The sequence below is a fragment of the Nocardia arthritidis NBRC 100137 genome, assembly GCF_001612765.1.
GTDB lineage: Bacteria > Actinomycetota > Actinomycetes > Mycobacteriales > Mycobacteriaceae > Nocardia > Nocardia arthritidis.
Window position 1 is genome coordinate 24,337 of the sequence record NZ_BDBB01000038.1, and the last position, 18,684, is coordinate 43,020.

Annotated in this window: 18 protein-coding genes; 13 read left to right on the forward strand and 5 right to left on the reverse strand. The window is 69.5% G+C overall.

The window, feature by feature from the left end; translation table 11 throughout:
- Positions 1–4: 4 nt before the first annotated feature.
- A complete protein-coding gene (locus NA8_RS24275) occupies positions 5–709 on the forward strand; it encodes a DUF6081 family protein (RefSeq protein WP_063052661.1) in 705 nt (234 codons plus the stop codon).
- A 106-nt stretch (positions 710–815) separates the two neighbouring features.
- Here the strand turns inward: NA8_RS24275 and NA8_RS24280 are convergent, their stop codons facing one another.
- Positions 816–1,067 carry a DUF1634 domain-containing protein gene (locus tag NA8_RS24280; RefSeq protein WP_157106892.1) on the reverse strand — a complete coding sequence of 84 codons (252 nt, stop codon included), beginning with the start codon at positions 1,065–1,067 and terminating at the stop codon, positions 816–818.
- Between the two features lie 352 nt (positions 1,068–1,419).
- On the opposite strand from NA8_RS24280, the gene NA8_RS24285 reads away from it, so the two are divergent.
- Positions 1,420–1,716 carry a hypothetical protein gene (locus NA8_RS24285; RefSeq protein ID WP_063052663.1) on the forward strand — a complete coding sequence of 99 codons (297 nt, stop codon included), beginning with the start codon at positions 1,420–1,422 and terminating at the stop codon, positions 1,714–1,716.
- A 372-nt stretch (positions 1,717–2,088) separates the two neighbouring features.
- Positions 2,089–3,558: an AIM24 family protein gene (locus NA8_RS24290; protein WP_063052664.1), complete on the forward strand. Its 1,470-nt coding sequence runs from the start codon at positions 2,089–2,091 to the stop codon at positions 3,556–3,558.
- 15 nt (positions 3,559–3,573) lie between these two features.
- On the opposite strand, the gene NA8_RS24295 is transcribed toward NA8_RS24290, so the two are convergent.
- Together NA8_RS24295 and NA8_RS24300 are read right to left on the reverse strand one after the other, a co-directional pair.
- Positions 3,574–4,905 carry a metallophosphoesterase gene (locus NA8_RS24295; protein ID WP_245663979.1) on the reverse strand — a complete coding sequence of 444 codons (1,332 nt, stop codon included), beginning with the start codon at positions 4,903–4,905 and terminating at the stop codon, positions 3,574–3,576.
- Positions 4,906–4,995: 90 nt separating this feature from the next.
- Positions 4,996–5,508 carry a mycothiol transferase gene (locus tag NA8_RS24300; protein WP_063052666.1) on the reverse strand — a complete coding sequence of 171 codons (513 nt, stop codon included), beginning with the start codon at positions 5,506–5,508 and terminating at the stop codon, positions 4,996–4,998.
- A 217-nt stretch (positions 5,509–5,725) separates the two neighbouring features.
- Between NA8_RS24300 and NA8_RS34625 the strand changes: the two genes are divergently transcribed.
- From NA8_RS34625 to NA8_RS24335, 7 genes are all read left to right on the forward strand, one after another.
- A complete protein-coding gene (locus tag NA8_RS34625) occupies positions 5,726–6,067 on the forward strand; it encodes a hypothetical protein (RefSeq protein WP_176579702.1) in 342 nt (113 codons plus the stop codon).
- Between the two features lie 600 nt (positions 6,068–6,667).
- On the forward strand, positions 6,668–7,222 hold the full coding sequence (locus tag NA8_RS24310) for a DUF8020 domain-containing protein (protein ID WP_063052720.1): 555 nt from the start codon (positions 6,668–6,670) through the stop codon (positions 7,220–7,222).
- 236 nt (positions 7,223–7,458) lie between these two features.
- Positions 7,459–8,661: a helix-turn-helix domain-containing protein gene (locus NA8_RS24315; protein ID WP_084467057.1), complete on the forward strand. Its 1,203-nt coding sequence runs from the start codon at positions 7,459–7,461 to the stop codon at positions 8,659–8,661.
- Between the two features lie 106 nt (positions 8,662–8,767).
- Positions 8,768–10,285 (forward strand): acetaldehyde dehydrogenase ExaC, encoded by a 1,518-nt coding sequence (gene exaC, locus NA8_RS24320; protein WP_063052668.1) that lies wholly within the window; start codon positions 8,768–8,770, stop codon positions 10,283–10,285.
- Positions 10,285–10,686, forward strand: coding sequence for a DUF779 domain-containing protein (locus NA8_RS24325; protein ID WP_063052669.1), 402 nt, complete (start codon positions 10,285–10,287; stop codon positions 10,684–10,686). The genes exaC and NA8_RS24325 overlap by 1 nt, the downstream gene beginning before the upstream one ends.
- A gap of 173 nt (positions 10,687–10,859) precedes the next feature.
- Positions 10,860–12,269 (forward strand): MDR family MFS transporter, encoded by a 1,410-nt coding sequence (locus tag NA8_RS24330; RefSeq protein ID WP_063052670.1) that lies wholly within the window; start codon positions 10,860–10,862, stop codon positions 12,267–12,269.
- A 128-nt stretch (positions 12,270–12,397) separates the two neighbouring features.
- Positions 12,398–12,763, forward strand: coding sequence for a DUF4345 family protein (locus NA8_RS24335; RefSeq protein ID WP_084467063.1), 366 nt, complete (start codon positions 12,398–12,400; stop codon positions 12,761–12,763).
- Between the two features lie 13 nt (positions 12,764–12,776).
- Here the strand turns inward: NA8_RS24335 and NA8_RS24340 are convergent, their stop codons facing one another.
- Positions 12,777–14,213, reverse strand: coding sequence for an amino acid permease (locus NA8_RS24340; RefSeq protein ID WP_063052672.1), 1,437 nt, complete (start codon positions 14,211–14,213; stop codon positions 12,777–12,779).
- A gap of 214 nt (positions 14,214–14,427) precedes the next feature.
- Between NA8_RS24340 and NA8_RS24345 the strand changes: the two genes are divergently transcribed.
- Entirely contained in the window at positions 14,428–15,615 is a 1,188-nt protein-coding gene (locus NA8_RS24345) for a serine hydrolase domain-containing protein (RefSeq protein ID WP_063052673.1), read from the forward strand.
- A 67-nt stretch (positions 15,616–15,682) separates the two neighbouring features.
- Positions 15,683–16,675, forward strand: a complete 993-nt coding sequence (locus tag NA8_RS24350) for an LLM class flavin-dependent oxidoreductase (protein WP_063052674.1) — start codon at positions 15,683–15,685, stop codon at positions 16,673–16,675.
- 6 nt (positions 16,676–16,681) lie between these two features.
- Here the strand turns inward: NA8_RS24350 and NA8_RS24355 are convergent, their stop codons facing one another.
- Positions 16,682–17,509 (reverse strand): NADPH-dependent oxidoreductase, encoded by an 828-nt coding sequence (locus tag NA8_RS24355; RefSeq protein WP_084467064.1) that lies wholly within the window; start codon positions 17,507–17,509, stop codon positions 16,682–16,684.
- Positions 17,510–17,619: 110 nt separating this feature from the next.
- Between NA8_RS24355 and NA8_RS24360 the strand changes: the two genes are divergently transcribed.
- Positions 17,620–18,375 (forward strand): siderophore-interacting protein, encoded by a 756-nt coding sequence (locus NA8_RS24360; RefSeq protein ID WP_063052675.1) that lies wholly within the window; start codon positions 17,620–17,622, stop codon positions 18,373–18,375.
- The last annotated feature ends 309 nt before the right edge of the window (positions 18,376–18,684 follow it).

The window sequence follows — 18,684 nt, forward strand, 5'->3', positions numbered from 1 at the left end:
CCCAATGACTTACGACGACCTGAACGGACCGGATCTCCGCGAGGACCGGTGGCGCTACCTGGAAGTCCCGCTCGGGCCCGGCCAGAGCTGGCGCTACGCCGACCCGGCCGCCCGCACCGAGGTCGGCGAGGGCGCCGTGTCGGTCCGGATCGACGCCTTCACCCGGTCACACGCCGACGTCCAGATCCTGGACAATCCGAAGCATCTGCTGGTGTCGACCGAAACGTTCGATCTCACCGGCGGTCCACGAACCTTCACGGTGGAGATGGCGGCGGAGAATATCGGCGCCACCGGCGAGGACTACCGGGACGGCTTCGCCGCGTTCAACGTCCTCGATATGAGCAGCGCCCAGGTCTTCGACCTGATCGCGACCAGCAAGCACGCCTACGCCATCCACGAGCGATTGTTCGTGCCGGGCGTCGTTCCCGCGGAAGAAGCGTTCACCCACGTGGTGCACGCGCCGCTGGCGGGGATCGACATCAAGCCCGGCGAGTTCCACCGCTACACCGTCACGATCGACCGGGCCGCCGGCACCGCAGGCTGGTACGTCGACGACGCCCCGGTGTACACCACCCGCGCGCCGCAGCTGCCCGAGACGGTGCAGATCGGTTTCGGCATCATCACCTTGCATCCGATCGAAGACGGACACAGCACATCCCTGCGCGGACAGGGACTGCACGCATCGTGGCGCGACTTCACGGTGGCGTGACCGGCCTCGCCGAACGGCCAGGAGTTCGCTGAAAATAGCTGGTGCCCAGCCATACTCGGCTGAGCACCAGCTACGTCACCGCCTTCCGGGCGGCCCTGACCGCCGGTCAGACACTTTCTTTGCGCGGCCATTCGACACTGCCCGACCGGGCATATTCGTCCGGCACGACGCCGTCCTCGTCCATGCCGTACTCGTAGTCGTACTCGTCCGACTCCGTACGACGGCGCGGATCCCACACCATCGCCACGGCCGACACGGCCAACAACGCGACGACAATGGCCGCGATGACTACGTAGAGCACGTCTTTTACCCTCCTGAAGGAAAAACCGAACAGCACACAGCCGTGCCGGATACTCAACGCGCACAGCTTCTTTGACGCCGCAGGCATAGTAAGCCGCCGCACCGGGAATCGGACATCCCGACGTCGGTTACCGGCCGGTCGCCACCGGATCCGGGCCGGGCGGCAACGTCCGCCGATTCCCCGGAAACGCCCCGCGAACGTTCAGCGTCGCTTAGGCTCGGCACAGTCCCGGTGGCTCCGGGACATCCGGCGCGGCATCGGTATGCCCAAGCCTGCCGCGATCGCTGGTGGTAGCGGTGGGGTTCACCCAATTCGATGAACCTCGCCGTCCGCCGCCTCCCGTGAAATAGCAGGGACATTCGCGTGGAATCACCCGCATCGGGCATCCTTCGAGCTACCGTCTTCGGTCATGGACGACATCGAACTGCAGCCACCGACCGTCGCCTCCGCCAAGCACACCGGCCTGGTCCTGGACATCGCCGCCCTCGACATCCACAACCCGCTCGCCCGGCCCGGCGAGACCACCTATCCGTACGTTCGCTGCACCGACCACCGGGTCCTGCGTCTACCCGAGCCGTTGCACCGGTGGGCCACCGAGACCATCGCGCTCAACCACACCCAGCACGCCACCGGCGCCCTGCCCCTGTTCCCGGGGCAGGTCGAATTCGGCATCCTCGACGGCACCATGTACGCCGAAGTCCTCTGACCCGCATCCATCACGTGAGCCCGGTCCACACGGCCGGGCTCTCACGCGTTCCGGGGCCCCGCCGCCGCAGTGGCCCGGACGCGTGTGAGCGCCCGACCGCGTGCACGTCGGCCGAGGCGGGCCCAACCACCGGTGTTCCGCCGCCGGAGTGGGCCCGGTCCCGACTCGGAGCCTCCGGCCGACATCTGTCGTCCGATCGCGCGAACACCATGTGTCCGCCGACGGCGCTGGACCGACCCGCGCACCGACTCGAAGCGCCTGGTCGATGCACGACCCGGTGTGCCTGTGGCGCGCTTTGCGGACGCACGACACACTGGAGCCCGTGAATCGCATGTCAACCCGACGGCGCCGCCGCGGATCGGACGGCCTGCCGTGACCGACCTCGCCCGCGGTGAGAACCGCCCCGCGCCCGGCGACCGGCTGACGGTGACCGTAACCTGCTCGGCCCCCGTCGACGTCTCGGCGCTGTTGCTGAACTCGGCGGGGCGGGTGCGCTCCGACGCCGATTTCGTGTTCTTCAATCAACCGGTCGCCCCCGGCGTCACCTACCGGCACGGCCAAGGCGCGGGCGACGTGGTAGAGATCCAGACCAGCGCGCTGCCCGGCGATGTGGACCGCGTCGTCGTCACCGCGAGCCTGGACGGCAACGGCCCGCCCACCTTCGCGTCCGCGGGGTCGCTGCGCGCGACCATCGCGTCCCCCTCGGGCACGCTCGCCTTCCCGATGACTGGGCTGAGCACCGAGACCGCCGTGGTGTGTGTGGAGATCTACCGTCGCGGCGGCGCGTGGAAGGTGCGCGCGGTCGGGCAGGGTTACGACAACGGACTGGCCGGAATCGCGACGGCCTTCGGCGTGAGCATCGACGACGAACCGGCCCCGGCGCCCGCTGCGGCTCCCCCACCGGCGAATCGGCCGGCCCCGCGAGTTCCGGCGCCCGCTCCCCCGCCCGCCTATCGACCTCCCCCGCCACCGGCGAATCAACCACCGCCACCGGCGTACCAGCCCGCGCCATCGCCTTCTTACCCACCGCCACCGGCCTATTCCGCGCCGGCCGCCGCGGTGCCGCCACCACCGATGCACTCACCTCAGCAAGGAGCGCTGCCGATGCAGAGCGAACTGTTCGCCCCCAGCCACGCCGAAGTCACCGGCGCGGGCATCCAGAAGCAGGGCGGCAAGATGATCAAGGTGGCCGTCAACGGCGAGGTCATGGCTCGCGCCGGATCGATGGTCGCCTACCAGGGCGACCTGCAATTCCAGGCGCTCGGCGCGGGCGGGATCGGCCGGGCGATCCAGCAGCGGCTGACCGGTGAGGGCGTTCCGCTGATGAAGGTGTCCGGGCGTGGTGACCTGTTCGTCGCCAACGGCGCCGCCGACGTGCACACCATCGACTTGGACGGCACCGACGGGCTCACCATCAACGGCGCCAACGTGCTGGCCTTCGATTCCACCCTGCGCTACGACATCCGAATGGTGCAGGGCGCCGCCGGATTCGCCAGCAACGCCGGGTTGTTCAACTGCGTCTTCACCGGCCGTGGCCGCATCGCCATCACCACCCACGGCACGCCGGTGGTACTCAACGTCGACCAGCCGACCTACGCCGACCCGCAGGCGGCGGTGGCCTGGTCATCGAGCCTGCAGACAGGCATCAAACGCAACGATTCGTTCGGATTGGGCAGGCTGATGGGCCGCAGCACCGGCGAGGGGATGACACTGTCGTTCTCCGGACACGGTTTCGTCATTGTGCAACCGTCGGAGCTGCCGCCGGGCGGCTTCGTCGGAGGCACCGGCGGCGGACAGGAGGCCGGTCAGAGCGGCGGTGTGCTGGGCGGACTGTTCGGCTGACCGCGACAGTCGCGGTCAAGCCCGGAGCGATACGAGTTCCACGACGGTGATGTCCGACGGCGCGCCCACCCGCACCGGTGGACCCCACGCCCCGGCTCCCCGGGAGACGTACAGCTGCGTGTCACCGTATCGCTCCAGCCCGGCGACGGTCGGATTCGCCAGCCCGGCAAGATAATCGCCGGGCCAGAGCTGGCCGCCGTGAGTATGGCCGGACAACTGGAGATCGACGCCGTGCGCTACCGCGTCCTCGATCAGCACGGGCTGATGCGCCAGCAGCACCGCGGTGCGCGCCCGGTCGCGGTCGCCGAGCGCCTTGCCGAAATCCGGTCCCTGCCCGATGCGTTCGCCCTGTAGGTCGTTCACCCCGGCCAGGTCGAACCCGGGCAGCTCGGTGCGGGCGTTCGCGAGCAGGTGCATCCCGAGTTCCTGAACGTGCTCCACCCACTGCTCGGCGCCGGAGAAGTACTCGTGGTTTCCGGTCACGAAGAACGCGCCGTAGCGGGCACGCAGCCCGGCCAGCGGCTCGACGGCCGAGCGCAGGTGCTCGACGCTGCCGTCCACCAGGTCGCCGACGACCGCGATGAGGTCGGGCTGGGTGTCGTTCACCCTCCGCACCACTCGCTGCGCGAAGCCGCGCCCCAGGATCGGGCCGAGATGCACGTCGCTGACCACCGCGATGCGGAACCCGTCGGCTCTGCGCGGCAACTTCGCCAGCGGCACGGCGACGCGCTTGACACTCGGTCCGTCCAGGACGCCGTAGGCGCCGATTCCGACGGTGGTCGCCGCGGCGGCGACCGCGGCGCCGCTCACCACACGCGAGACGAAGACGCGGCGCGGTAGGCGAGTCTTCGGGGACTCGGCGGCAACGGCGGAAGCGGCCGTGTCCGGCAGGGACGCCGGCGCGAAACCGCTTCCCACGGCAGAGGCGTCTTCGGAACCGGTCCCCACAGCAGACTCCGGGACAGAACCGATCTCCGCAGGAGACCCCTGGTCCGGTACCGCCCGGCACCGATCGAACCGGCGCAGCGCGAGGATCCGGATCGGCTCGCCGACCGCCAGCGCCAGCAGCAGGTACACGAACAACGCGCCCCACAGATAGCCGGGCCAGGCGATGATCCGGACCACCGCGAACGGAGCGGACGCCAGCTCCGCCACCGTCGCGCCCAACAGCAGCAATGGCCAGGCCAGCACGATGGCGGTGCCGACGCGCCGCGCGCGGGAACCCGCCGCGGTCGTGTCCCGCACGAGCCGCCGCCAGAGATACCAGTGGGCGCCGACGATCGTGAGCACAACGACAGCCACGAGAACGAGCACGGCGACACCGACCAGAACACTCTTCACGACCACGACGCCACTCTCTGTGAACATTCGGCTTGCGCGGCATCAACCTACGGCACGGCGAGCGCGGCGCACGGGTCGACGACTTCCCGGTGCCGGTTACTCCGTCCGTTCCAGCACGCCGCGCAGAAATGCCGCCTGGCCCGCGTGCTGCAGGTCATCGGAGATCACGCTGACCAGCCGCACACCCAGCGTCACCGGCGGATCCCACCGGACGTCGACGACGCGGTCCAGATCGCTGTCGGTCAATTTCCGGACGAAGCGCAGCGTCTGTTCGTGCACCGCGTCGTAGTAGCCCGTCAGCGATTCGGCCGACGCCCGGATGACCGCCACGTCGGCGGGGCGGTCACCGTAGCCGGTCGCTGCCGCGTCGATGGGCAGGTCGAAGCGGTCGTACCAACCCTGCGCCGTCCAGACCTGCTCGGTTCCGGCCACTTCCGCGAGGTGGTCGTCTTGCACGCGGGTCAGATGCCAGATCAGCCACGCGATCGAGTTGGCGCCCGGATCGATTCGGTGCACGAGGTCGTCCTCCGCCAGCCCGTACACCGCTTCGTGCACCATCTCCTTGATTCGCTCGTAGGCGTCGGTGAGCACATCGGCACTGGTAGCCATATCGGTCGACTCCTTCTCGGGTGGTCCGCTGCCCCGACGCTACCCAGCGCGACCACCCGGCACGAGCGGCGACGCTCCGTGGGGAGAATTCTCGCACGACCGAACCACATTGAATGTACCGTTGTTCAACGGTACGATATACATTGGTTAGATTGGGTCGATGGCCTCCGAATCGGTCACCGACCGGACGAAGACGTACCGAAGTGAGGGAGTACCGATGATTCACGACGTCGAGACCGGACGCGCCCGGCGAGCGGTTGTCCGCGTGGCGATGGTCGCCGCGCTCGCACTGACCCCCGTCGCCGCGGTCGCCGCGCCCGCGATGGCGCAGCAGCCGACCGTCGCGCAGGTGAGCCAGGCCCAGGAGATCCACGGCGGCTGGCACCGCCACGGCGGCTGGGGTCACCATGGCGGGTGGGGCGGTTACGGCGGCTGGGGCGGCTACGGTGGCTGGGGCGGTTACGGCTACGGGGGCAACCCGTTCGGCTTCTACGGCAGTCCGTTCGGTATCTGGCCCGGTATTGCCTGGATGCTGCCCGGCACCGGTAGCGCGTTCTGAGCGGAGCGCTCCCGCGGCACGCCAGATGATTCCGGCTCCGCGCCGCCGCCCCGGCGCCGTGATCGCGGCCGGGCTCGGCACCGGCGCGGCCCCGGAATCGTCTGGCACCTGGTGGAATCGATCCCCGAGCCCGGCGGCCACACCCACCGACGCGATCCCCATATCGAGTGCCGCAACCCCGCAGCGGCTTCGAATCGCGGCTTCGCGCCGAGCGACCACCCGAGCGGCGAAGTTCACCCTCCGATCTCGGACCGGGCCTCAGTAAACCCAGCACGCCGACAGCGCTCTGGCGACGAACTCGGCTCGATTCGGTTGCCAGGCCTGAATTTTTCCGGAGATATCAGGGTCCACCGCCCGAATTCCGCACCGCATCAAACGAATCAGCACACATTCTGCAATTCGGCCGAATCGAGCAGCGAAACAAGCACTACCCGTGCGTAATTCAGTAGCGCGCCGATGCGAGCGCGTCACCGATTCTTCGTGAAATTCGCAGAACGATTGCTTCGCGAAAGCCCTGCGGCCAGAATGGGTGGGGCCGAGAACCGGCATCTCGGGGATTCGTCGGCACTCGTGGCCGACACGACTATGTGGGGAAAAACGATGAGAGTCAACAGATTCGCCGCAACCGCCCTACTGGCGGTCGGAGCCACCGGAATAGCGACGGGTGTCGCGCACGCACAGCCCACGGCACCGGCGCAGGTCAGCGTGCACGGCGTCGAGCAAGGAATCGGTTTCACCTCGGCTCCCGCCGCCGACGGCACGGGGGTGGTCACCACCCTCGACGCGGGCACCTTCGCGCTGACGGCCGACGCAGGCGCCGTCGAACTGCGTAACGGGACGGGACAGGTCGTCGCGACCATGCCCTTGGCATTCCATGCCTCGGGCGCGGCGCACGGGCTGGCGCCCACGATCACCGATGCGGGCCGCACCCTCACGGTGACGCCGGTCGGGGCGCCCGCGACCTCCGAGCGCCTCACCCAGTTCGTCGGTGAGGACGACACGCTCGCGCGCAAGCAGTACAACGCCGGTATCGGCGCTCTCATCGGCGCGGGGATCGGCGCCGTGATCGGCTTCTTCCTCGGCGGGGTCGGCGCCCTGGTCACCGTTCCGATCGGGGCGGGCATCGGGGCGCTGATCGGTTTCTCCACGCCGTAATCGGCCGAGTCGGTGTGCGGCCGGAGGCCGGTCGCACACCGATCGCCGGTCGCGCCGCCGGGATTGCCTGGGTGTCCGCGCGCTTTCGCGCCGGTCGGCCCGAGGGGAACGCGGCGGTCCGACCGTCGTTGGTCCAGACCCGTGGACGTCGCGCCGAAACGGAATGCCCAGCCGTGTGCTGGGGCATGATGGGAGGGCACGGAGACGATCGGAGCGAAGACACAGGATCCGCGGAGATGGCACAGCGCAGTTCCCTCTCGCAGCGACGCGCTGCACTGGAACAAGAGTGGTCTCGATGGATACCCGCCGGGACACCGCAGGGCGATTCCGCGCTGCGCAGCGAGGTCGCGCAATCGTGGCTGCGATCGTTGCGCACCGTCGATCCGGCGTGCGAGCACGCACCCCACGCAGACGCCGATGTGGCCGCCCGCTGGGCCGAGTCCCCCCTGCGTACACCGGTATCCGAGCTGACCGACCAATTGCGCGACATCACCGAGGGCGCGGGCTATGTCGCGGCGATTACCGACGAGACCGGCACCATCCTGTGGTCGCACGGCGGTCCGGTGATGCGCCGCCGCGCCGAACAGGTCAACTTCGCGCCGGGCGGCCGATGGGACGAGGCGCACATGGGCACGAACGCGCTGTCGCTGGCGTTGCGCACCGCACGGCCGCATACCGTGTTCTCCGCCGAGCACTTGGTCGCCGCCCTGCACGGCTGGGTCTGCTACTGCGCGCCGATCCGCGCCGCGGACGGTCGCCAGCTCGGCGTGCTGGATCTGTCCACCACCTGGGATCGCGCGCACCCACTGGCCATGTCCACCGCCCGTACCCTGGTAACCGCCATCGAGACCAAGCTGCACCACCGCATGGCCACGCCGGGGGTCCGGCTGACCTGTCTCGGCGCCGCCCGCCTGATCCGTGACGGCGCCCCCGTGCGGCTACGCCCGAGGCACCTGGAGATCCTGACCCTGCTGGCGCTCGAACCCGAGGGGTTCACCCACGAGCGCCTGCACTTCGCGGTGTACGGCGACCGGCCGGTCGGGGCCAGCACGCTCAAATCCGAGATGTCCTACCTGCGGCGCGCCACCGGCGGCGACATCACCAGCCGGGTCTATCAGCTGGTGAGCCCACTGTCCTGTGACGCCGTGGACGTGCTCGCCGCGCTCGAAGCGGGCGACACCGCCACGGCGGTCGAGCTGTATCGCGGGCCGCTGCTGCCGGACTCGGACACCCCCGGCATCGTGCAGTGGCGCGAGTACCTGGCGGTCGGCCTGCGCACCGCGGTGCTGTCCAGCGGAAACGTCGAGTACGCGCTGCGCTACGGCGAGCGCGCACCGCACGACATCGAGATCCACGAATACGCGCTTCGCCTGCTTCCCGCGGGCGACGGACGGCGTGCGCTGGCGGCCGCCCGGCTGCACGGCGCGCTGCGCGACTGAGCTCGCGCGCCTCAACGTTTCGTCAACCCTCGCGGGGCATAGTGACCCGCATCACGGCCGCCGCGCCGTGTGCATCACGTCCGCAACCAGCGAGGAGTCACCCGCCATGAGCTACGCGAAGCCGGGAACCGAGGGCAGCGTCGTCGAATTCGCCACGCGCTACGACAATTTCATCGGCGGTGCGTGGACCGCCCCGGTGGAAGGCCGCTACTTCGAGAATCCCTCCCCGGTGGACGGCCAGACCTTCTGCGAGGTGGCGCGGTCCTCGGCCGCCGATATCGAGCTGGCCTTGGACGCCGCGCACCAGGCGGCCGACGCGTGGGGCGCGACGTCGACCACGGAACGAGCCAACATCCTCAACAAGATCGCCGACCGGATCGAGGACAACCTCGAGGCGCTGGCGGTGGCCGAGACCTGGGAGAACGGTAAGCCGGTCCGGGAAACGCTGGCAGCCGACCTGCCCCTGGCGGTCGATCACTTCCGCTACTTCGCCGGCGCGGTGCGCGCCCAGGAAGGCAGCATCAGCGAGATCGACGCCGACACCATCGCCTACCACTTCCACGAACCGCTCGGCGTCGTCGGGCAGATCATCCCGTGGAACTTCCCGATCCTCATGGCCACCTGGAAGCTCGCGCCGGCCCTAGCCGCGGGAAACGCCGTGGTGCTCAAGCCCGCCGAGCAGACCCCGGCCTCGATCCTGAAGGTCGTGGAGCTGATCGCCGATCTGCTGCCGCCGGGAGTACTCAACGTGGTCAACGGCTTCGGCGTCGAGGCAGGCAAGCCGCTGGCGGCCAGCCCGCGCGTGGCCAAGGTCGCCTTCACCGGCGAGACCACCACCGGCAGGCTGATCATGCAGTACGCCAGCGAGAACATCATCCCGGTCACGCTCGAACTGGGCGGTAAGAGTCCCAACATCTTCCTGCCCGACATCATGGCCGCCGACGACGCCTTCCTCGACAAAGCGGTGGAGGGCTTCGTGATGTTCGCGCTCAACCAGGGCGAGGTCTGCACCTGCCCGTCCCGCGCGCTGATCCACTCCTCGATCTACGACGAGTTCATCGCCCGGTGCATCGAACGCACCAAAGCCATCCGCAGCGGCAACCCGCTCGACGAGGCCACCATGATCGGCGCACAGGCCAGCAACGACCAGTTCGAAAAGATCCTGTCGTACATCGACATCGGCCGCCAGGAGGGCGCCGAGGTGCTCACCGGCGGCGGCCCGCGCAAGGTCGACGAGTTCCCCGGCGGTTTCTACGTCGAGCCGACGATCTTCTCCGGGCGCAACGACATGCGGATCTTCCAGGAGGAGATCTTCGGGCCGGTCGTGTCGGTGACCACGTTCGACTCCGTCGACGAGGCGCTGAAGATCGCCAACGACACCCTCTACGGACTCGGCGCGGGAGTGTGGACCCGCGACATCAACGCCGCCTACCGCCTCGGCCGTCAGATCAAGGCGGGCCGGGTGTGGACCAACTGCTATCACGCCTACCCCGCGCACGCCGCCTTCGGCGGCTACAAGAAGTCCGGCATCGGGCGCGAGAACCACCGCATGATGCTCGACCACTACCAGCAGACCAAGAACCTGCTGGTCAGCTACTCGCCGGACAAGCTCGGATTCTTCTGATGCCGGATCCGGCCGGCCGCGTGGAGTTCACCGGACCGGCGCACGCGCTGCTGCGCCGACTGATCGAGCAGCACGGCCCCGTGATGTTCCATCAGTCCGGCGGCTGCTGTGATGGCAGTGCGCCGATGTGCTATCCACGCGGCGAATTCCGGGTCGGCGCGTCGGACGTGCTGCTGGGGTACCCGGCGGCGGACACCCCGTTCTGGATGAGCGCCGACCAGTACGAGTATTGGCGGCACACCCATCTGACCGTCGACGTGGTGCCGGGCCGTGGCAGCGGATTCTCCCTGGAAGCGCCCGAAGGGGTGCGATTCCTGATCCGCTCGCGGCTGCTCACCGACGAGGAACTCGCCGTCCTCGACGCACAGCCGCCGCCGACCGGGGCGGATCTGCCCCAGTGATTCGGGGTGCCGGCCACCGACTACGGTCGCGCCGCCGCCTCGGCCGGGCTGCTCACCGGACCGCCGCCCCGGTGGGCAGCCCGCGCCGGGCAGGAGAAATCCGCATGCGGGAATAGTCGAAGGGCGGATACGGTCGTTCGAGGTGTTTAGACAGGCGAACGAGAGGGGCCGCGGTGGCGACCGAGACTGTGACCGCGTCGGTAGGGCTCCGATCCGAGCGCGGCGCCATCCTCGGCTCGCTGATGCTGGCGACCGCCCTGGTCGCGCTGGACTCGACGGTCATCGCCACGGCGGTGCTCACCATCACCGACAGCCTCGGCGGCTTCGCGCAGTTCCCCTGGTTGTTCTCCATCTATTTGCTGGCGCAGGCGGTGACGGTGCCGATCTACGGCAAGCTCGCCGACACCGTGGGCCGTAAACCCGTGATCCTGTTCGGGATCGCGATGTTCGCACTGGGTTCGCTGCTGTGCGGCGTGGCGACCAGCATGCTCGGGCTGATCGTCTTCCGCGCCGTCCAGGGCATCGGCGCCGGAGCGATCCAGCCGATGACGATGACGATCGCGGGCGACTTGTACACGCTGTCGGAGCGCGCCAAGGTCCAGGGATATCTGGCCAGCGTGTGGGCCATGTCGAGTGTGGCGGGCCCGTTGCTGGGCGGCCTGTTCGCCGAGTATGTCAGCTGGCGCTGGATCTTCCTGATCAATCTTCCGCTCTGCGCGCTGGCCGGATGGATGCTGGTGCGCAATTTCGCCGAAGCCGCGCCGCGACGCAGGCAGAGTGTCGACTACCTGGGTGCGGCGCTGCTGGCGGTGGGCGCGGGCGCGTTGATCCTCGGACTGCTCGAGGGCGGCCAGGCGTGGGCGTGGTCCTCGCCGGTGAGCGTCGCGATCTTCGCGGGCGGCGTGCTCCTGCTCGTGCTGTTCGGGCTGGTCGAACGCAGGGCGCGCAATCCGATCCTGCCGCTGTGGGTGTTCACCCGGCGGGTGGTGATCGCCAGCAGCCTGGTGTCGGTGCTGATCGGCGCCGTCCTGCTCGGAGCGACCTCCTATGTGCCGACCTTCACCCAGGGTGTACTCGGCACGGGTGCGCTGGTCGCGGGCCTGACGGTCGGCGCGCTCACGCTGGGCTGGCCGCTGGCCGCGTCCCAAGCCGGAAAGGTGTACCTGCGCATCGGCTTCCGCGCGACCGCCCTGATCGGCAGCGGCTTGGCGGCGCTCGGCGCCGCGAGCACGCTGCTGATCACCCAGCACTCGGCGCTGTGGCAGGTCGCCGCGTCGTGCTTCGTCATCGGCACCGGCATGGGCCTGGTCGCGACCCCGACCCTGATCGCGGCGCAGACCAGCGCCGAATGGACCGAACGGGGCGTGGTCACCTCCGCCAACATGTTCGCGCGCTCGCTCGGCAGCGCGGTGGGCGTCGCGGTGTTCGGCGCGATCGTGAACTCGCGCGTCGGCCACACCGACCACCCGCTGCCCACCGCACTGGCCTCGGCGGTGCATCTGGTCTTCGTCACGATCGCGGCGATGGCCGTGGTCATGGTCGTGGCCGCGGCCATGATGCCCCGGCGGTCGGCGACCGACTGACTCCCGAAGCAGGCCCGCAGGCCAGGCGAGCGCCGACACGACTCGAGGCAGCGGGTTTTCGGAAGCGTCTGGCCCTGCCCTGGCGCAAGCTGGGCTTTCCGAACCGAACCGGAGAGTTGGAGGTCGCAGTGGCACAGGCAGTGTGCGGAGTAGTCGGTGTTTTCTTCCTCGGCATGGGCGTGTACGCACTCGCCGCGCCCGCCGCGCTGATCCGGCCGTTCGGCGTCCGGCTCACCGAGGCGAGCGCCCGCTACGAAGTGCGCGCCGTCTACGGCGGTTTCGGGCTGGCGATGGCGGCCGTGCTCGCGGTGGCCGCTGTGGACCTCGGATCGCTGCGCGGCGGGATCATGGTCACGGTCGGCGCGGCGCTGGCGGGCATGGCTGTCGGCCGGGTGGTGTCCGCCGTGCTCGATGAGCGGACGGCCTTCTACCCGACCTGGTTCTACGGCGTGGTGGAGACGGTCGGCGCTGTCGCGCTCTTCGCGGCCGCCTAGCGAAGACCGCCCGTCAGCTGGTGTGCACGTGGTCGGTCACGGTGCTGGAGTCACCGATCTTGCGCAGCGCGAGGTACCCGGCCGACACCAGCACCGCCCACACCATGCCGACGACGAGCGCGGTGCGCCCGCTGTCGGTGAACAGCAGCAGCACGACCACCAGCCCGAGGAACGCCAGCGCCAGCACGGTGGTGTAGGGCGCGGCGGGCAGCCGGTAGTCGCTCGCGGGCAGCTCACCGCGGGCCACCTTGGCCCGGTAGAGCAGGTGGCAGACCAGGATGACGCCCCAGACGAAGATGATGCCGATGGTCGACACCGAGGTGATGTAGGCGAAGGCCTTGTCCGGGGAGATGATGTTGACCACGACGCCGATCACCATCGCCGCCGCGGACGCGGTGATCCCGGTGTGGGGCACCGCGTTCGCGCTCAGCTTGCTCAGCCGGGCGGGCGCCTCGCCGTGCAGCGACAGGGTGCGCAGCATCCGGCCGGTCGAGTAGATCCCCGAGTTGCACGACGACAGTGCCGCGGTGAGCAGCACGAAGTTGACGATGCCCGCCGCACCGGGGATGCCGATCTGCTCGAAGACCTCCACGAACGGGCTCTTGCCCGCGTGGAAGGTGCGCCAGCTGGACACCGCCATGATCACCACGAGCGCGCCGACGTAGAACAGGCCGATCCGGAAGGGGAGCGTGTTGATCGCCTTGCGCAGCGTCTTGCGGGGCTCGCGCGCCTCCCCGGCGGTGACGCCGACCAATTCCACACCGACGTAGGCGAACAGCACGATCTGCAGCACCAGCAGCGACTGGCCGAGGCCGTTGGGGAACACGCCACCGTCGGCCCACAGATTGGTGACGGTGGGGTCGGGCGCATGACCGAAACCGAACAGCAGCACGCCGATGCCGAGCAGGATCATGCCGACGATCGCGGTCACCTTGATGGTGGAGAACCAGAACTCGCCCTCGCCGAACAGCCGCACCGAGATCAAGTTGGCGCAGAACATCACCGCGAGCACGACCAGCGCGGTGAGCCACGGCGCGATGTCGAACCAGTACTCCACGTACTTGCCCGCCACGGTGATCTCGGCCATGCAGGTGGCCACCCACACCGCCCAGTACGACCAGCCGGTCACGAAACCGGCGAAGCGGCCGAGGAATTCGTGCGCGTACTCGGCGAAACTGCCCGAGATCGGCCGGTAGGTCAGCAATTCGCCGAGCGCCCGCATGATCACGAAGACGGCCAGGCCCGCCGCCAGATAGGCCAGGATGAGACCGGGACCGGCCTGCTCGATCGCGCCGCCCGCGCCGTAGAACAGGCCCGTGCCGATCGCGCCGCCGATGGCGATCATCTGAATGGTGCGCGGGCTCAGGCCGCGCGCGTAGCCCTCCGAGTCCCCGCCGTCCGCCGGATCCGAGGGTCCCGCGTCCTGAAGGTGACGGTCGGAGGCTGTCATACTGCGGTCCTTCCCTCGCTGGGCAGCGGCGCCGGTCGCCTGCCGGTACGCCGGAACACGATGTCGGATCATCGCACGGTCCGGCCCGGGGGGTCACGCTACCGCCCGGCCGGCGCGCGCGTCGGCTCCGGGCCGACCGCCGCGGCAAATGCGGACTTACCGGACCGGCGTCGGGCATGCCATCATCGGAACCCCTACCGATGGGGCCTTTGTCATGACCGAAGCAGCACCCCGACGCAGGCGACCCGGCCGCTTCGCGCCGCGCGCCGTCGTCGTCTTGTTCGTGATCGTCGCCGTCCTGGTCGGCGCGGCGTTCGCGACGACGACCGTCCTGCACATCCCGTCGCCGCCGACACTGCTGCGCCTGCTGACCGACCCGCCGTCGACGCAGGGCGCGCTGTTCGACAGCCGGACGGTGGCCGCTTCCCCCACCCCGCGTCCCCTGCCGATCGCACCGCGGCCGCTGCCCGACCGAGTGCCCTGGAAGGGCTCGAAGCTCTCGATAGCCGATTTCCTCAGCACCACGCACACCAATTCTTTCCTCGTTCTGCGCGACGGCGCTGTGACACACGAGTGGTACCGCGACGGCTTCACCGCGACCACCCGCCAGTCCTCGTGGTCGGTGGTGAAATCCATCGTGTCGCTGTTGACCGGCCGAGCCGTCGCTGCGGGGAAACTCACCGAGGACGACCGCTTGGTGCAGATCCTGCCCGAGCTGACCACCGGCGGCGAGTACGACAGCGTCACCATCCGCGACCTGCTGGACATGGCCTCCGGGGTAGACGTATCGGAGAACTACAACAAATATCTGCCGCTGACGGGGACCGCCCGGATGTACCTCACCGAGGATCTGGCCGGATTCGTCCGCGACCACCACGGCCTGCGGTTCCCTCCGGGCAGCGCGGGCGAGTATCGCAGCGTGGACACCCAATTGCTGGGCATGGCGCTGGCGCGGGTCGAAGGCCTGCCGCTGGCCGAGCTGCTGGAGCGCGACATCTGGGCGCCGATCGGCGCCGAGGACGACGCGCTGTGGAACCTCGATCGCCCCGGAGGCCAGGAGAAAGCGTTCTGCTGCTTGAACGCGACCGCCCGCGACTTCGCCAAGATCGGCCGGCTGGTGCTGGACGGCGGACGGGCCGGCGACGCGCAGATCGTGCCGCCTGCCTGGCTCGACCGCATCCGCACGCCGGCGCCGCACCAGGTGGGCGTCTGGCCCTACAGCGCGCAATGGTGGCACCCGACCGGCGGGGACGGCGCCGACCTCACCGCCGTCGGCGTGTACGGCCAGTACGTCTACGTGGACCCGCCCACTGGCACCGTCATCGTCAAGCTCAGCGACCACGGCACCACTCAGGACGAGCAGGAGACCATCGAGGTCTTCCGTACGATCGCACGCGGCTGAGGCGGCCGCGAAATACACCGAGGACGGGCGGCGTTGGCAGTGGAGATCGCCACTGTGGAGGAGACCCATGATCGACGTCCCGCTGTCCGTACTGGATCTGGCGCCGGTGCAGTCCGGCCGCACCGTCCGTGAGGGGCTGGACGCGACCACCGAATTGGCCAGGCGCACCGAGGCTTTGGGCTATCACCGCTTCTGGGTCGCCGAACACCACAATATGCCCGGCATCGCCAGCTCGGCGCCCAGCGTGCTGCTGGCCCACCTGGCCGCCGCCACCTCGACCATCCGGGTCGGCTCCGGCGGGGTGATGTTGCCCAATCACGCTCCGCTCGTGGTCGCCGAGCAGTTCGGCACCCTGCACGCGCTGCATCCCGGCCGGATCGACCTCGGCATCGGACGCGCGCCCGGCACCGACCAGGCGACCGCCCGCGCGCTGCGACGGACCGCGGATGGACTGTCGGCGGAATCGTTCCCCCAGGAGCTGGCCGCATTGCTGGGCTTCTTCCGCGGCGCCGATCCCGGCGGCATCACCGCGACGCCGGGTCGCGGCGAGGAACCGGAGATCTGGCTGCTGGGTTCCAGCGGCTACAGCGCCCAGGTGGCCGCGGTGCTCGGGCTCCCGTTCGCCTTCGCGCACCACATCAGCCCCGACAACACCGAGCCCGCGCTCGCGCTCTACCGCGAGCATTTCCGGCCTTCCGAGCGCCTGGAGCGCCCATACGCGATGGTGGCCGTCGCGGCGATCTGCGCGGACACCGACGAGCGCGCCGATACCCTCGCCGGTCCGCGCGACCTGGCGTTCCTGAACCTGGTGCGCGGCACGCCGCAGGCGCTGGCCACGCCGGAGGAGGCGGCCGCGTTCCGCCCGTCGGAGCACGAGCGCACGTTCATCCGGCAGCGCCGGGCCGGGCAATTGCTCGGCTCGCCGGAGACGGTGCGCGGCCAGCTCGCGGACCTGCTCGAGCGCACGCGAGCCGACGAGCTGATGATCAACACGCTGGTCTACGACATCGACGACCGCGCCCGATCGTTCGAGCTGCTCACCGAGAAGGTCGCGGCGTGAGGCGGGTCAGTGCAACCGGAAGCCGTGGTTGGTCAGCGATTCGCGCAGCCGGTGCCTGCCGTTGAGCGCCGCCGCGGAGGCCAGCCGGGCCAGCACACGGTCGGTCCAGGAATGCGCCAGCTGTTGCTCGGCATAGAATTCCGCGACCCGGGTCTCGTACTCGGCCACGTGCGCCCGCTGCGCGTCCAGATCGTAGGTTTCCCGGTGCAGCACGGCTTCCTGCGGAAGACGCGGCTTCACCCGCGTGTCCTCGGCGGGGTCGGGGTGGCCGACCACCAAGCCGAAGACGGCGAAGACCTGCGGCGGCAGGCCCAGCTCGGCGGCGACTTCTTCCGGCTTGTTGCGCAGCGCGCCGATGTAGACGGTGCCGAGTCCGAGCGATTCCGCCGCCACGACCGCGTTCTGCGCCGCGAGCGCGGCGTCGATGAAGCCGACGTAGCTCGACTCGAGGTAGTCCGCGCCCTCCAGCGGCGCGCTCCGGTCTTCGGCGAGCTGGCGCAAGCGGGCGAAGTCGGCCGTCCAGACCAGCAGCACCGGCGCCTGCCCGATGTGGGCCTGGTCGCCCGCGAGCGCGGCCAAGCGTGCCTTGCGCTGCGGGTCGCGCACCGCGATGACGCTCCAGACCTGGAGATTCGACGAGGTCGGCGCGGACTGCGCCGCGGAGATCAGCAGTCGCAGCGTGGCATCGGGCACCGGGTCGGACAGGTAGCGGCGCACCGAGCGGTGTTCGTGCAGCACTTGCAGGACCTGATTCCACTGCGCGGGTTCGACCGGTCGAGGATCGCGGTAGCGCTGTTGCACGGCGTGGGTCGGTGTCGGCACGGACTGCGTCATGGGCATCATCTTTTCGCCCGCGCGGCGCGCCGTCAGCGGTTGGCCGCACCCTGAGCCGAACACGAGTAGGGTAAGTAAGGCAATCCTAATAACATTTATCGGAGGTTCCCTTGGCACGTCCCCGCACCACCCTCACGGTGCAACGCACGGAATGGCTGACCCCGCACCTGATCAGGGTGCACCTCGGCGGCCCCGGCTTCGCCGCGTTCCGGCCCAGCGAGTTCACCGACTCGTATGTGAAGTTCATCTTCCCGCAGGACGGGAACGAGGTGTTGCGCACCTACACCGTCCGATCGGTGGACACCGTTGCCGGGGAGATCGCGGTGGATTTCGTCTACCACGGCGCGGAGGGCCTCGCGGGACCCTGGGCAGCAGCGGTCGAGCCCGGCGACACCATCGACCTGTACGGCCCGGGCGGCGCCTACTCCCCGCGCCCGGACGCCGACTGGCATCTACTGGCGGGTGACGAGGCGGCGCTGCCCGCCATCGCCGCCGCGCTCGAGGCGATGCCCGCCGAAGCGACCGGCCTGGCGTTCGTCGAGGTCGCCGGTCCCGACGACGAACTCCCGCTGAAGAAGCCGGACGGCATCGAGTTCACCTGGCTGCACCGCGGCGTCCGGTCCCCTGGCGAAGTGCTCGCCGAAACCGTCCGTGCCGCGTCGTGGGCGCCCGGGCAGGTTCAGGTGTTCATCCACGGCGAGGCCGAGGCGGTCATGAAGGATCTGCGGCGCTACATCCGCAGGGATCGAGGCGTTCCCGCCGAGTGGGCGGCGTCGATCTCCGGGTATTGGCGCCGCGGCCGCACCGAGGAAGGCTTCCGGGAATGGAAGGCCGAACTGCGGGCGACCGAGGAAGCCAACGCCTGAATCGTCGGTCGCCCCACCCGCCCGTCGCCACGATCGCGTCCCAGGTGAGCGTAGGGAGTTCGGGATGGCGCTGCCGCGCGCTGTCGGCCAAGCCGATGTCGTGCAATCGCCGGACACGGCGGCAGCCGGCGACGCAGTAGTGCGATGCCACGCCTCTCTCGAGCCACCCTCTGCCGGTCCCGCTTGTCGGACGACATCAGCCGACCCCATGATCGTGACTCCGGATTCTCCGGTGGGTCGGGCGGCTCGCGGGGATGACTGCGAGTGATCCCGGTCGGCGTGGGCGGGCTGTGGGCGCGGATGACGAAG